The sequence below is a fragment of the Paenibacillus dendritiformis genome (assembly GCF_021654795.1).
In the GTDB taxonomy this organism is placed as follows: Bacteria; Bacillota; Bacilli; order Paenibacillales; family Paenibacillaceae; genus Paenibacillus_B.
Map to the genome: position 1 here is coordinate 1,248,379 of NZ_AP025344.1, position 15,225 is coordinate 1,263,603.

The window sequence follows — 15,225 nt, forward strand, 5'->3', positions numbered from 1 at the left end:
TGGCATCAAGCGATAAGGATGTGGTAAAATAATGTATCAAAGTCAAATTCATGGGCAGAAAGGATGACGCGACCAGTGATTCATCCCCATGATGATCCGGATAAGCGTGAACTGGCGAACCGCCGCAAATTTTCATTCCGCTTGAATATTTTCTTTTTTATGACGTTCGCCGTTTTCAGCGTGCTTATTGTGCGGCTGGCGATTCTGCAGTTCGTGGAAGGCCCGGGCCTCAAGAAGCAGGAATACGAGCTCAGCTATAAGGCGGCGCCGATTGCGCCGCTGCGGGGAACGATATTTGACGCTTCCGGCCAGCCGATCGCTTATTCCACATCGACGCAGTCGTTATACTTCAATATCGAGAAAAATTATGGCGATCCGTCCAGCGGCAAGCTGACGGAGGCCCAGCAGGAGAACCGGGCAGAGGCTTATGCGCTGGCGAAGCGTCTGGCCGAGGCGTTCCGCCAGTACGGCGAACCGGAGGAGAAGCCGTTGACGGCCAACCGCATCTACCATGTGCTGATGGACTTGTCTTCCCGGGTGAATTATTCGTATACGCCCCGCATTATCAAGACCGGCTTGACCCGGCAGGAGGTCGCTTATTTTCTGGAGCATAAGCCGGAGTTCCCGGGCATCGATATTGTGGAGGACAGCGTGCGCAATTACAATCCGATGGCGGTGCAGACGGTGGGCTATCTGAAGAAATTCAAGGGCGTGCGCGCGGAACCGGGCTTCTATCAGGACATGTTCGACAACCGGAACAAGCTGCCGCAGGAGAAGCTGTATCTCGATTATGAGGATGTCGGCTTCGACGGCATCGAACGGATGTATCAGGAAGAGCTGCGGGGGCTGAACGGGGTCAAGAAGTTCCCTGTCAATGTGGCCAACCGCGTCATCGGGCCGATGGAAGTGACGAAGCCGCAGCGCGGCAACGACATTCACCTGACGATCCACCGGGATATTCAAAAAGCGGCCGAGGAAGCGATTATGCGGACATTGGAGAAAATCCGCAATTCGACCAACCGCTCGGAGCGTGCGCCGAACGCCCGCACCGGGTTCGCGGTCGCGATGGAAGTCGAGACGGGCCATGTCGTAGCCATCGCAAGCATGCCGGATTATAACCCGAATGTATGGAAGAACGGCTCGATCAGTCCCGAGAATTATAAAAAGCATCAATATTATTTGTTGAACGGAGCGATTCGGGACGTGCCGGCTCCTTACGAGGACAATAACGAGCGCATGAAGCATCCCGGCTCGGTCGTCTATCTCGGCTCGACGATGAAGCCGTTGACCGTCTTGATCGGCCTGCAGGAGAAGCTGTTCTCCCCGGGCGAGACCTATCCCGACTACGGATATGCGGAGATCGGACGCGCCGGGTCCGTCCGGCGGATCTGGAACTCGGGCAATGCGTCCTTCGGCCCCATCAGAGCAGCGAGAGCTTTGCAGGTGTCGTCGAACTCCTTCATGATCGATATGGTCGGCAAGCGGCTCTATAGTCTCCCGTCGGTCAATGGCAGGAACGGCCTGACGATCTGGGATGAGTATATGGAGGCGTTCGGTCTCGGCGTGCTGACGGGGAGCGGCCTGCCGCTTGAGCAGCCGGGAAGGAAGGATTATCTCATTGACGCGGAACAGAACAGCGCCCAGTCCGCGCTTGCCGGAGCGTCCTTCGGGCAGATGGGCAAATATACGACGCTTCAGTTGGCCCAATACGCCGCGACGCTGGCGAACCGCGGCGAACGGATTAAGCCGCAGCTCGTCAGCAAGATTACCGATGGGAACGGACAGGTGATTCGGACCTTCGGCCGTGAAGTCCTGAACCGGACGAACATTGAAGATGAATACTGGCGCATCGTCGAAGAAGGCATGTCCAAAGTGACGGCGCATGGCTTCGACGGCTTCCCGTATCCTTATTACCGGAAGACCGGAACCTCGCAGCAGCAAGGGGTGAACGGCGAAATGCTCGACAATGCGGTGTTCATCGCTTATGCGCCGCAAGATAAGCCGAAGCTCGCCGTAGCGGTCGTCGTTCCGGAGGGAGGCTTCGGCGCTTACGGAGCCGCTCCGATCGGGCGGGCTATCTTCGATGCCTATGACGAGGTATATGGCTTGACAGGCAAGCCGAAGAAGAAGGCAAAGGAGCTGGCTGACAGCTCCGTGAGACGGGACGACGAGGAATAACGGCGGAAAGGAAAGCGAAGACGCGGTTGCGTTCGATGAAGGAGGAAGGCATGCGAAGTCGTGCCTGAGCGAGCGCTCCGCTCTGAGAAGGAGGGGGGCATCATGAGGCTTATCGGATTGGGAGACAGTATTACGGCAGGTGTCTTTTTGCGGCCGGAGGATACGTTCCTGTACCTCTTGAGCCAGCGCTACCGCATGGACATCGTGAACGCGGGCGTGCCCGGCAATACGAGCGCCCAAGGGCTGCGGCGCATACAGGAGGATGTGCTGGACCGGCATCCCGATGTATGCACCGTATTATTTGGAATGAATGATCACGTCGCCATTGGGCCGAACCGCCCGACGGTTCCCGTGGAAGAATTCCGAAGCAATCTGGCACGCATCGTGCGGGCGCTGAAGTCGAACCGCTGCGTTCCGGTTCTGTGCACGGTTCATTCCATCATCGAGGGATCGGATGCCTCCTATTATTATCGGAGGCATCCCCAGGCTTGGTACGAATCGCCCTCCGGGGCGCAGGCCTGGCTCGACGGATATAGCGAGGCGGTGCGGCAGGCGGCGATGACAACGGATACGCGGCTTGCGGATATCGCGGAGCGCTGGGACCGCGAGCTGCATTCCGGCACGAGGCTGGCTGATTTGCTGCGCACGAAGGACAATAGCGGGGAGGACGACGGTACCCATCCAACGGCATGGGGACATCGAATCTATGCCGATTGCATCGGGGAACAGCTCGCTGCCATCACCGAGGCATAGAGGAAATCAGCATGGAGATGCTGCATAGCCATAACAGCAAGACCGAGGGCGTGCGGGATAATCCGTGATGCGAGTCACCTGGCAGGGGTGGTCCGCATACGATATCTCAACGCCCTTGCTTTTTTGCAACCTAAAAGTTTCCCCTATCCAATAGAGTTGGCTCTATTAAATAATTGGGCGATCAGGAAAGAACGTCAGCTTGGATATGTGCGAATAAAGGAGTGTTGGGAGCGATGAAGCCAAAGCAGTCGAAATGCAACTCGGCGTTTAAGCGGTTCATTATGACCCTCCTGTTCCTGGGCGCCGTCATCGGATTGTCCGCCTGAGCGAGAACGCTGAAGATCTAGGCAGGAAGTCTTTGTTGCTGATGCTGTGTTATGGTACAATGGCGTTATGTGTTTTGGCGTGTTTTTTTGAGGAGTGGATACGAACATGAATAACTATCGATTGTTAGCTCTTGATATGGACGGCACGCTGCTGACTGACGATCACCGCATCAGCAAAAAGACCGCAGAGGCGATACGGGACGCGCGCGAAGCGGGCATCACGGTCATCCTGTCTACCGGACGCGCGTTCGAAAATGCGGTGCCATACGCAGAGGAATTGGGTCTTGATTCCCCAATGGTCACTGTGAACGGCAGCGAAGTCTGGAAGAAGCCGTATCAGATTTATATCCGCCATTTGATGGATCGCGAGGCGGTGAAGCGTCTGGTGGCCTTGTCGGAGTCGCACGACACCTGGTTCTGGGCTTATTCCACGAAGCGGCAATATAATCGGGAAAATTGGAATGCCGATATCGACAGCGAGGATTGGCTGAAGTTCGGTTATTTCAATGAGGACAAGGATGTGCTTGGCTCGCTCTGGAAGGAGCTGCGCCTCATAGGCGGTCTCGAGCTGTCGAATTCCTCGCCTGATAATATCGAAATCAATCCATCCGGTATTCATAAAGCATCCGGTCTGCGGACGGTATGCGATCTGATCGGCTGCACGATGTCGCAGACCGTCTCCATCGGCGACAGTCTGAATGATCTGGCCGCCATACAGGCGTCGGGCCTTGGGATTGCGATGGGGAATGCCCAGGATGATGTGAAGCGGGCGGCGGATGCCGTCGTGCGAACCAATAATGAGGACGGCATTGCCCAAGCCATATGGGAGTATGTGTTGAAGTAAGTCTGAACGAGGAGGCCCTTGTCTATGACCTTCTTAGGCTGGTTATGTGTGCTCGTATTATTCGCGGTGGGGATGGCTGGCGCGATTTACCCCATTTTGCCGGGGGCGCTCGCCATTTATGCCGCATTCTTCGTGTACGGGCTGTTTTTTGGGTTCGGGTCTTTTGGGTTCTGGTTCTGGTCGATACAGACATTGATTGTGGCCATCCTGTTCGTCGCGGACTATGTCGTTAACGCCTGGGGGGTCAAGCGCTATGGCGGTTCGAAAGCTTCGGTAGTCGGCAGCACGATCGGCATTATTATCGGCCCTTTTGTCATTCCGGCGTTCGGTCTTGTCCTTGGACCGTTCCTCGGCGCTTTTCTTGGCGAGATTTTTACGGGAGCCGATGCGGAAAAGGCCCTGAAATCGTCCTGGGGGGCCGTCGTCGGGCTGTTCTCCAGCATTGCCGTAAAAATTGTTCTTCAGATCGTGATGATCGTCCTGTTCTTCATATGGGTGTTCATGTTCTAATTGAAAGCGGCGGATAGCAGCCTCATCCGGTGAAGACGGCATACAGAAAGAAGGGAAACGTTTGGCAAAGGAATCATTTATCAAAGGAACGATCATCATTGCCGCCGCCACGCTGGTGGCGCGCGTCCTCGGCCTGGTCCAGCGCGTGCCGCTCGAGCATATGCTTGGATCGGTGGGCAATGCCTCCTTCGCCGCCTCGCAGACGGTCTATTTGCTGATTCTGGCCGTCGCGACGGCAGGCATCCCCAGCACATTGAGCAAAATGGTATCGGAGCGCTACGCGCTGAACCGGGTTCGGGAAGCGGAGCGCGTCTATTATGCGGCACTTTTGTTCGGTCTCGGCTCCGGCCTGATCGTCACGATATTGCTGTTACTGTTCGCGCCGCTGTATGCCAATATGATTCAGCTTCCGGAAGCCGCGCTGGCGATCCGGGCGCTCGCGCCTGCCTTGCTCCTGTTCCCGGTCATCGCCATGATGCGGGGATATACGCAGGGCCGCAATATGATGCAGGCCAGCGGCATGTCCCAGATCGTGGAGCAGATTTTGCGCGTCGTCACGGCGATTGGATTGGCTTTTATCCTCTTGCAATCGGGTGCGTCCCAGGAGTGGACGGCTGCCGCTGCTTCGTTCGGCGGCGTGTTGGGAAGCATCGGGGCGTTCGCCGTCATGATCCATTATTTGCGCAAGCTGCGGCAGGCGGATCGGGAAGCCGGCATCCGCGCCCGGCGATCCGGAGCCAAGAAGGTGCCGCTGGGCGATATTTTCAAGTCGATATTCGCCATGTCAGTGCCAATTGTCCTGTCGTCGCTGGCTGTTCCGGCCGTGAACTTCATTGATACGTCGATTACGATTCCGTTGTTGTCTCCGGATGTGGGACAAGCCCAGGCGGCTCATCTGTACGCGATACTCGGACAGCGGGCCCAGTCGATCGCCGGGATTCCTCCGATTTTGGCGATTGCCCTCAGCACCTCGCTTATCCCGGTTATCTCCGCGGCCTATGCCAAGAAGGACATGAACCATCTGAAGCGGCAGACCTCGCTCGCGATGCGAATTTCCGTACTGAGCGGCATGCCGATCGTGCTTGCTCTCTCCGTAGGCGCATTCTCAGTCAATGGCTTTCTGTTCAGCTCGCTGGACGGATCGGAAATTATTGCGATGCTGACGATCGGAACGATATTTCAGATTACGATGATGACATCGAGCTCGATTCTTATTGGATTGGGCAAGCCATATATTGCCATGATCAGCGTCACGCTCGGCATTCTGATCAAGCTCTTGTCGAGCTTCCTGCTCGCAAATTACTTCGGTATCTATGGCATTATCGCAGGGACGATGATCAGCTTCCTCATCATTACATGGCTTAACCTGCGGGTGATGAAGAAGGTGGTACCGTTCGACGTGCTTGGCAACCGTTGGACGGGATTCCTGTTGACGAGCGTGCTGGCCGGCGGCATCGGCTTCGGCGTCGAGAAATTGGGAGAGCAGCTGGTCGTCATTTTGCCGGCCAAGCTTGTCTATATGCTCACCGCCGGAATCGTGGCATTGGTCGTTGTAGCGTTGTTCGTCGTAGGCCTCGTCGCGTTCCGCGTCGTGCGCCAGGATGAGCTCGGAAGCTATCCGCGGTTCGTTCAGAAGGCGCTGCGCCCATTAATGCGCCTGCAGGGCGGAGCGGCACGCGGACGCGCGCGAAGATAGCCACGTTTTCGTTCTCGTATGATCACACTGGCTTAGAACGGGTCATGGCCCGGTCCCTCTCGCATGAGAGGGGCCAGGCCATTTTTTTTGTCAGTCTAAGACGGCCTTATCGCGTTTGCCATTTCCCCCAAGGTCAGGACTTGTCGTGAAGCTGCCACTTGACTTAAAACGGAAGGAACCGCTTGCAAGGAATCATGCTTTATAAAAATTGGCGGCTGACGAGCTGAGATAGTGCCGATATGGGCGTTGGGGAAGGTGAACCTGACCAGAAGGGATATTGCCGATAAGGCCGATGGGGAAGGGTTACCCTGACCAGATGGGAGACTCCATAAAGGGTTCAAGGGGAGGAGCGGTTCATTTGATTACCTTTAATTACCTTTTGACTTTTTTTCTGAAAAGTATAAAAAAGTATAGCGAAAATGTCCGATATACGTACAGAGTTGAATTTAAAACGGACAAAGAGGAGATTTTACAGTGAAATACGGTAAAAACTGGGCGCAGTCGATCCGGCATTCCATGCAAAAAAAGATGATTCTGCTGCTCACCTGCTTTATCATCGTTCCAACGATTATTCTTATTGTCGTCTTGACAATTACGGCATCGAACAACACCAAGAATATGATGTATGACGAGGTCAATGAAGCGACGAAGTCGATCTCGCGGCTGCTGAATCAATCGTACGAGACGAATGCTCATATGATTGGCAGCCTGGCCAATTCGATTAACGAGTACCCGCAGGACATCGAGCGAATCAAGCATCGGGTGACGGAGCTTGCAGGAGACGTCAACACGATTTTAAATGCCTATGTGGTGCTGGGAGACAAGTATCTCGACAGCAACGGCAGCAAGCTCAGCGTTGATGATGCCACCCAACGCGAATGGTATCAGTTGGCCTTGCAGCGCCCGAGCGAGGTCATTGTCTCGAAGCCTTATAAGGATATCATTACGGGAAAACTGATTATGACGTTCTCGCACTCGCTGCCGAACGGAGCCGGTGTCGCGGGAATCGATGTCTCGATCGATAACATTAAGCAATCGGTCAGTCAATTCAAAGTCGGAGACAGCGGTTATATCAGTCTCATCGACAATGATAATCGAATCTTATTCCACCCGGAATATGAGCAAGGGACGCAAGTGGACAAGGAGCAATATAAAGAGCTGTTGGCAGACGAATATGGAGTGTTCCTGTCCAGCGCGGACGGGCGGAATGAGTTCATCAGCTTCGATAAGCGGAACAAATTCGGCATCAACATCGTCTCGGTTCTTAGCCTTGGCGAAATCAATCAGCAAGCGAATCAGATCGTCATTATCGCTTCGGTGTTCCTCGTTGTGCTTATCGGGCTAATTGGATTATTTCTGTGGAGATTTGTCCGCAATATTATCCGCCCCGTCGTTCGGATACAGCAATCGACAGAGCGGATCGCGGCCGGGGATTTCACGGTCCGCATTCCGACAAGCGGCCGGACGGATGAAATCGGTTGTCTGGAGAAAAATTTCAATGCCATGTCGCAGGCATTAGCCGAAATTATGACGCAAATTCGCGAAGTATCCGAATCGGTCGCGGCTTCCGCCGAGGAGCTGTCGGCGAATTCGGAGGAGAATCTCAGTTCTCTGCAAGAAGTATCTGCGTCCTACCAGCAAGTGTCGGCGCAGTCGGCACAGTTGAACGAGCGCTTGAATGTCGCGACATCCCAAGCGCATCAGTCTTCGGCGCATCTCAAGCGCGTCGTCGAATTGGTCGGAAATTCCTCCCATGCGGCGCATGAGATGAGCGAATGGGCCGTGAATGGGGAGAAGGCGCTCGAAAACGTGCGGAAGCAGATGGAGGCCATTACAAAGAACACGGAACAAGCCAAGGCGGAGACCGAACGGTTGAATGAGCAATCGCATGATATTCACCGCATCGTCATCTTTATTCAAGAGGTGGCGGCACAGACGGAGCTGCTTGCGCTTAACGCGTCGATTGAGGCGGCCCGGGCCGGAGAACACGGCCGCGGCTTCGCCGTCGTCGCGAGCGAGGTCCGCAAGCTGGCCGAGGAGACGAAGGAAGCGGCCGGAAAGATTACGGGCGTCGTGCAGCAAATGAGAGAGCGCTCCGAATCGGTATGGGCCGCTATGCAGGATGGAGTCGAGACCGTGGCCGAAGGGCAAGCGATGACGCAAGCGGTGACGGACAGATTCTCCGATATGTTCCAGGCTATCGATGAGATGAACATTCAATTGAGCCATGTTGCTGATTTGGGTGCCCAGCTTGCATCTTCCAACAGCGAGATGATCGAGTCGTTCGATGCCGCAAGCGAGATGACCAATGTGACCCTGGTGGAAATGGAGACCGTAGCGGCGGCGAGCGAGCAGCAGAATGCCGCGATGCAGGAGATGGCATCGTATGCGAATCATCTGGCAACCATTGCTGACGATCTGCAGCAGTTGTCCGCGCGCTTCAAGTCCTAAACTAAAGACAGTCGTCCGCAAAAGAGCGTCCGGGCCGATAACGGCCGGCGCTCTTTTTGCTGCCGCGATGTTCGAAATTCGTTACATCCGGGTGCCGCTGCAACCGGTTTGCAACCTTGTTCCTGTTAACTGGAGGCGACTCTAGACTGAACAAGAGGTGGACGACGTGAACGAGGTATTCATTGCGAGTGCTGTGCGCACTCCGATTGGAACGATGCAGGGCAGCTTCCAGGATACGGCGGCCACGGAGCTTGGAGCCGTTGTGATGAAGGAAGCTTGCCAGCGCGCGGGAGCGGCCGGCGAGCGAATAGACCACGTATATATGGGGCAAGTGCTGCAGGGCGGAATTGGGATGAACGGGGCGAGGCAGGCATCGCTGCGGGCGGGCATTCCGGTGCGGGTTCCGGCGACGAGCGTGAATCTCGTATGCGGCTCGGGCCTGCAGGCCGTGATGGGTGGAGCCCAGTGCATCCGTTCGGGAGATGCGGACGTGATCGTGGCGGGCGGAATGGAAAATATGTCTCAGTCTCCTTACATGCTGAAGAAGGCGCGACAGGGCTACCGGTACGGGCACGGGGAACTGGTTGATTCGGCGCTGCATGACGGGCTGACGTGCGCGATTATCCGTCAGCCGATGGGGTGGACGGCGGAACGCCTTGCCGAGCGCTACGGACTTACGCGCGAGGAGCAGGATGCCTTCGCGCTGCGGAGCCAGCAGCGGGCGCAGGCGGCGATGGAGGACGGACGGTTCCATGAGGAGATCGTGGCGGTATCCGTTGCGGACCGCCTGGGCGGTGCGCGCCTGATCGCGGCGGATGAACATCCCCGTCCGGGGCTGACGATGGAGGCGCTGGCCAGGCTGAGGCCGGCTTTCAGCGCGCAAGGCACGGTGACGGCGGGCAATTCGTCAGGCATCAATGATGGCGCGGCGGCTGTCGTCCTGTGCGGCCGGAAGGCGGCCGACACGCACGGCATCGCCCCGGTCGCAGCAATCCGCGGGTATGCCGCAGTCGGGCTTGAGCCGGAGTGGATGGGGCTTGGCCCGGTTCCGGCTCTGAAGGAGGCTATCCGCAGGGCGGGCTTGCGGCTGCAGGACATCGGCCTGTTCGAAGTCAATGAGGCGTTCGCGGCGCAAACGCTGGCCGTAATGAACGAGTTGGGGCTTGATCCCGAACGGGTGAATGTGAACGGCGGGGCCATTGCGCTCGGCCATCCGATCGGCGCGAGCGGCGCGCGGGTGCTGGTCACCTTGATTCATGAGATGCGGCGCAGGCACATTCGCTATGGCGCAGCGTCTCTATGCGTAGGAGGGGGCCATGGTGTCGCTGTTGTTGTCGAACGGAGCTGAACCGGAACGGAGGGATCGGGCGATGCATGACAGCGCGCTGCAATGGTTCGATAATCGGTGCCGGCATACTCCGGATCGGATTGCCGCGGTAGATTGGCACAGACAGATCCGTCTTACGTACCGGACGCTGCATCGCCGCGCGGAGCGGCTGGCTGCGGCCCTGCAATCATCGGGGATCGGGCTTGGCGACCGGGTGGCCGTCCTGCTGCACAATCAGACGGAGATGCTGGAAGCCGTGCTCGGCTGCGGCATGATCGGGGCAATTGCGGTGCCGTTGAATTGGCGGTTGTCCGTGGCCGAGCTTCACGGGATGATGCTGGACTGCGAACCGAAGCTGATGATGTATGACGCCGTTGAGCCGGAGATGGCACGGCTGGCGACGGGGCTTCCGCGGGCGGACAGCGCCCTGCTGCCTGTTGCCGCATTGGACTCAAGCGCAGGCTGCCCGGCGGTGCGGCGCCATCATCCGGCGCATGGCGATGCGTGGATGATGATCTATACCGGCGGCACGACCGGGAAGCCGAAGGGGGTGGTGCTGACGCATGGTTCCGTGTATTGGAATGCGGTCAACACGGTCGTCAGCTGGCAATTGACGGCCGGAGACGTGACGCCGACGGTACTTCCGATGTTCCATACGGGCGGGCTGAATGCGCTCACGATGCCGGTGCTGATGGCCGGGGGCACGGTGGTCCTGGTGCGATCGTTTCAGTGCGAGGAGATGGTCCGGCTCTTGAACGAAGAGCGCTGCACCATTGCGCTCATGGTGCCGACGATGTACCATATGCTGGTCCACTCCAGCGCGTTCGCGGAGGCCGAATTTCCGACGATGCGGTCGTTCCTGTCGGGCGGAGCGCCATGCCCGCTATCGGTCTATCAAGCCTTTCAGGCGAAAGGGCTTCCGTTCAAGGAAGGCTACGGAGCGACCGAGTCCGGGCCGAACAACTTCGTGATCGATCCGGCGCTTGCGGCGCAGAAGCCGGGCTCCGTCGGCCTGCCGATGATGTTCAGCGAGGCGAAGCTTATTCCGCTGCAGGGGGATGCCGCACAGCCGGAACCGGATCAGCTCGGAGAACTCGCGCTCCGGGGCGGGCATCTGTTCTCGCATTATTGGAATAACGCGGAGGCCACTTCCGCCGCTTGGCGGGAAGGATGGTATATGACGGGGGATCTGGCTTCGCGGGACAAGGACGGTTATTACTATATCGTCGGGCGCAAAAAAGATATGATCATTACCGGCGGAGAGAACGTATACCCGCTCGAGGTGGAGCAGACGCTGGAGAGCTGCCCGGGCGTCAAGGAGGCGGCGGTCGTCGGGCTTGCGGACGAGAAATGGGGAGAGGTCGTGGCGGCGGTTGTCGCCGTTGAAGATGGCGCTGCGGTCACGGAGGCCGGCCTTGCCGCTTTTTGTTCGGCCCGCATCGGCAAATACAAGGTGCCGAAGCGGTATCTGTTCGTTCGTGAGCTGCCGACAACGGCGGTAGGCAAATTAGATAAGAAGCGGATGAGGGAATGGTTCGGCGGTTGACGCAAGTCGGCCGCTTTTTTGCGGAAATCAGATTAGCAATCGAAGCAAATATGCTACAATATACAGGAGAAAATGGGAAAGAGAGGTTCGTTATGAAGGAAGGACGCGTGCTTAAAATGAAGCTGATGCCGCCTCCCTTGAAAAAGCAGCTGCTTCACCGTCCCCGTATTGCGAAGCAGTTGTCCCGTATCCCGGACTTTCCCCTTACGGTGGTGACGTCGGGCCCGGGGTTCGGCAAGACGACAGCGCTCTCCGCATTTCTTCGATCCTCTGCTTCGGTCTATGCATGGTACGGTGTATCTCCCCAAGACAATGACTTCATTCCATTTGTATCTCATATCGTCTATACGCTCAGGCAAGCGGTGCCCGGATTCGGGGAGACCATGCTTGGGGACATGAAGGGCGGAAGCCGGAGCGGCAGCGAGGATATTTATGCGTTGGCGGATTTGTTTTTAAATGAAGTGACATCGCTTCCACGGCAGACGCTGCTCATCATCGACGACTATCACCTGGTGGAAGCGACGGACAGCATCGAGCAGTGGATGCAGTATGTGCTGGCCTATCTGCCCGATTCCGAGAAGCTGCGAATCGTCATCTCCTCCCGTTCGCGGCCGCAATGGGACAGACTGGCTTCGATGCGTCTCCATGGCCATTTGCTTGAGCTCGCCAGAGAAGACCTCGCTTTTAATGAAGAAGAAATTGACGTTCTGTTCAGCGATTACTATGATTATCCGTTGTCGTCAAGTGAAGTCAGGCGGATCTTCGAGCAGACGGAAGGGTGGATCATCGCGGTTCAGCTGATTTGGCAGCGCTTACTTGCGTCGAACGGATCGGTTGCGGAAGCGCTGGAGGCTCCCCGGGAAACGATGGAGGACTTGTTCCAATACTTGGCCTTGGAGCTGTTCCAGAAGCAGCCGCCGTCTATGCGCACCTTCATGCTGGAGACGAGCATTTTCGATGAGCTGACCGGGGAGTGGTGCGATGCGGTATCCGGAAGGCACGGATCTCATGCGTTGCTCCTGCAACTGTGCGGCAGCGGCATGCTGTCGGCCGTCGATGAACGGCAATTCCGCTATCATACGCTGTTCCGCGAATTCCTGGCGGAACAGCTTGGAAGGCAGCCGGAACGGCGCGAGTCTTTGTTGAGGCAGGCGGTGCATGTATTTGCCGCCCGCAAGCGCTATGACCTGGCGATTGCGCAGGCGGCCGCCCTGCGGGATCCGGAGGAGATGGCGCTCTTGCTGCAGGACGGGGGCGGCGAGCTCATCCGGGACGGACGTCTGGAGCTCGTCTGCGCCGCGCTGGCCGGACTGCCGGAGCGCATCAAGCACCGGCATCCTTACCTGCTTGTGCTGCAGGGCGATATTTTCCGTTACCAATGTCAATATGAGGCTTCCGCCGAGCAGTATCGTCTGGCCGAGTACGGAGCCGGCAGCGCAGGCAACCGGATGGTGCAGATGCTGGCTCTCGAAGGGCAGGCGCTCTTGTACCTGGACACGATTCGCCCAGGCCTGGCAGAGCCCTTGCTTGAACGGGCCATTGCGCTGGCCGAAGCGCTGTACGGATTTTACCCGCTGTTAACGGACGAGGCGGAAGCCGGCCTGGCGGCAGGGCAGGGGCCATCCGATCCGGATGGGAATCGGCCCGGCCCGCAAGCTCAAGCTTCCTTCTCCGCTTATCGCCCGGAATGGCACGGGCCTGCGGGAGGGAGGCAGCCGTTGGCGCGGCTGTACGCGATGATGGCCGAAAATATGCTGAACGCGGGCAGAGGGATGGAGGCGCAGATCTGGTATAATCGCGCGATACATGCCGATCGGGACAGCCGGGATTGGATTCTGGAGGCGAGGCTGTGCCTGCGGACGGGGCGTCTGCGCGAAGCGAGGGCGAAGCTGCTGCGGGCTGAGCAATTGGAGCGCGGGGAAGGAATGCCGTATCACGGCCTCAGCTATCATCCGAAGACATTGTCGCGCTCGCATCGGGAGATCGACCTGCTGCTGTCGATGATCGACAGCATGCGCGGCGAGCCGGCTCCAGCCAAGCGGGCGGCGCAGGAAGGCATGATGCATGGCATCCGCTTGAAGGCCCCCTTCGTGGAAGCCTGCGGCTGGATGCGGATGGGGCATGCCGCACAGCTGATGGACACCTATGATGCCGGCGTGGCCGCGGATTGCTACCAGGAGGCATTGGCCATCATGGAGCGGCTGGAGGTCAAGCGGGGCAGCGCGGAGCCGTATATGGGGCTGTGCCTGCTGTACGGCCGCGCGCGCTCGGCGGAGACGGCGCTGCGGTACGGGCAGACCGCCTGGGACGGAACGCAGAGCGCCAACGATGGCTGGCTGACTGCGCTGATCCGCTTGAGCATGGGCATGGCTCTGTTCTATGCCGACCGCTGCGAGGAAGCCGGGCAGGTGTTTCGCGAATGCGGGGAACGGTTCGTCGCCTGCGGGGATCGGTTCGGCTGCGCCACGGCGGAAATGTGGCTTGCGCTCATCGCCTACCGGCTGGATCGGGACAGCGGGTTCGCGGTCTCGATGGAACGCTGTTTGACGCTGGCCGAACAGGAAGGATACTCTTTTCTGTTCACGCGGCGCACGTTGTTCGGACCAAGCGACACGCAGCAGCTTATTCCGCCGCTCATCGAAGCGGTCCGGCTCGATCTGTGCCGGGCCTATGCCGCTTCGCTGCTCTCGGAGCTCGGCATGGACCGCCTGACGTATCATCCCGGCTATACGCTCTATATTGATACGCTGGGCGAGTTCCGCGTTCGCCTGGGCGACGTAGAGCTGGAGGAGAAAGATTGGCAGCGCGGGAAAGCGAAGGAGCTGTTCCAACTGCTTGTGACCCGACGCCATCGTCCGGCATCGAAGGAAGAACTGCTTAGCGAGCTGTTCCCTGAGGCGGAGGAGAAAGCGGCGAACCGCGACTTCAAGGTGGCCCTCAACGCCCTGAATACGGCTCTGGAGCCTCATCGCCGCGCCCGATCCGCGCCTTATTTTATTTTGCGGCGGGGGCAGGCCTACCAGCTCAATCCGGCTGCGGGCTGGGCGCTGGATGCCGATCGCTTCGAGCGGGAGATCGCGGGCGGGCTTGAAGCCGAGGATGCGGCAGAGGCCGTATCCCGGCTGGAGGAGGGGCTGCGCTTATACGATGGAGACTATATGCCGGATCGGCGTTATGAGGATTGGTGCATCGAGGAAAGAGAGCGGCTGCAGGTGCTGTTCATGCGCGGAGCGGAACGGCTGTCCCGCCTTTATATCGCGTCAGGGGCTTACGAGAAGGCGGTACGGTGGGCGGAGGCGATGACGGCTAAGGATCGGTGCTGGGAGGAAGCCTATCGCATCTTGATCGCCTGCCATCTCCGGATGAACAACCGGAACCAGGCGCTCAAATGGTACCGGAAGTGCGCGGCGGCGCTCCAGGATGAGCTTGGCATCGAGCCGATGGCGAGCATTCGGGAGTTGATGGCGGCCGTAACGGAATGATGGCCGGATTGAAGTGCAACTGATTTGCAACCTGACCCTCTTATGATGAACGGGAATTTGAATCGTAAGGGGGTTTTGTCGTGTTCAATCATCATGCTCAATTTCGGCGCAG

At 58.1% G+C, this 15,225-nt stretch carries 9 protein-coding genes; all 9 read left to right on the plus strand.

Annotation, left to right across the window (positions count from 1 at the left end; genetic code table 11):
• The first annotated feature begins 63 nt into the window (after positions 1–63).
• The 9 genes from L6439_RS05505 to L6439_RS05545 all read left to right on the plus strand — a co-directional run bounded on the left by L6439_RS05505 (position 64) and on the right by L6439_RS05545 (position 15,113).
• Positions 64–2,178, plus strand: a complete 2,115-nt coding sequence (locus tag L6439_RS05505; RefSeq protein ID WP_210429419.1) for a peptidoglycan D,D-transpeptidase FtsI family protein — start codon at positions 64–66, stop codon at positions 2,176–2,178.
• 102 nt (positions 2,179–2,280) lie between these two features.
• Positions 2,281–2,931, plus strand: coding sequence for an SGNH/GDSL hydrolase family protein (locus L6439_RS05510; protein ID WP_213468807.1), 651 nt, complete (start codon positions 2,281–2,283; stop codon positions 2,929–2,931).
• A gap of 432 nt (positions 2,932–3,363) precedes the next feature.
• On the plus strand, positions 3,364–4,101 hold the full coding sequence (locus L6439_RS05515) for a Cof-type HAD-IIB family hydrolase (RefSeq protein ID WP_213468808.1): 738 nt from the start codon (positions 3,364–3,366) through the stop codon (positions 4,099–4,101).
• Between the two features lie 24 nt (positions 4,102–4,125).
• Positions 4,126–4,611 (plus strand): DUF456 domain-containing protein, encoded by a 486-nt coding sequence (locus tag L6439_RS05520; protein WP_168179832.1) that lies wholly within the window; start codon positions 4,126–4,128, stop codon positions 4,609–4,611.
• 61 nt (positions 4,612–4,672) lie between these two features.
• Positions 4,673–6,307: a putative polysaccharide biosynthesis protein gene (locus L6439_RS05525; RefSeq protein ID WP_213468809.1), complete on the plus strand. Its 1,635-nt coding sequence runs from the start codon at positions 4,673–4,675 to the stop codon at positions 6,305–6,307.
• Between the two features lie 474 nt (positions 6,308–6,781).
• Positions 6,782–8,758 (plus strand): methyl-accepting chemotaxis protein, encoded by a 1,977-nt coding sequence (locus L6439_RS05530; protein WP_213468810.1) that lies wholly within the window; start codon positions 6,782–6,784, stop codon positions 8,756–8,758.
• Between the two features lie 166 nt (positions 8,759–8,924).
• A complete protein-coding gene (locus L6439_RS05535) occupies positions 8,925–10,106 on the plus strand; it encodes an acetyl-CoA C-acetyltransferase (protein WP_172878960.1) in 1,182 nt (393 codons plus the stop codon).
• Complete coding sequence (locus tag L6439_RS05540; RefSeq protein WP_213468811.1) at positions 10,075–11,631, plus strand: class I adenylate-forming enzyme family protein; 1,557 nt, start codon at positions 10,075–10,077, stop codon at positions 11,629–11,631. Before L6439_RS05535 ends, L6439_RS05540 begins: the two co-directional genes overlap by 32 nt.
• 92 nt (positions 11,632–11,723) lie before the next feature.
• Complete coding sequence (locus L6439_RS05545) at positions 11,724–15,113, plus strand: AfsR/SARP family transcriptional regulator (RefSeq protein ID WP_213468812.1); 3,390 nt, start codon at positions 11,724–11,726, stop codon at positions 15,111–15,113.
• Positions 15,114–15,225: the final 112 nt, after the last annotated feature.

What these genes read in the sequence shown, in the direction of transcription:
- L6439_RS05505 (WP_210429419.1), top strand. Translation starts at nt 64, where the DNA reads ATGACGCGACCAGTGATTCATCCCCATGATGATCCGGATAAGCGTGAA.
- L6439_RS05510 (WP_213468807.1), top strand. Translation starts at nt 2,281, where the DNA reads ATGAGGCTTATCGGATTGGGAGACAGTATTACGGCAGGTGTCTTTTTG.
- L6439_RS05515 (WP_213468808.1), top strand. Translation starts at nt 3,364, where the DNA reads ATGAATAACTATCGATTGTTAGCTCTTGATATGGACGGCACGCTGCTG.
- L6439_RS05520 (WP_168179832.1), top strand. Translation starts at nt 4,126, where the DNA reads ATGACCTTCTTAGGCTGGTTATGTGTGCTCGTATTATTCGCGGTGGGG.
- L6439_RS05540 (WP_213468811.1), top strand. Translation starts at nt 10,075, where the DNA reads ATGGTGTCGCTGTTGTTGTCGAACGGAGCTGAACCGGAACGGAGGGAT.
- L6439_RS05545 (WP_213468812.1), top strand. Translation starts at nt 11,724, where the DNA reads ATGAAGGAAGGACGCGTGCTTAAAATGAAGCTGATGCCGCCTCCCTTG.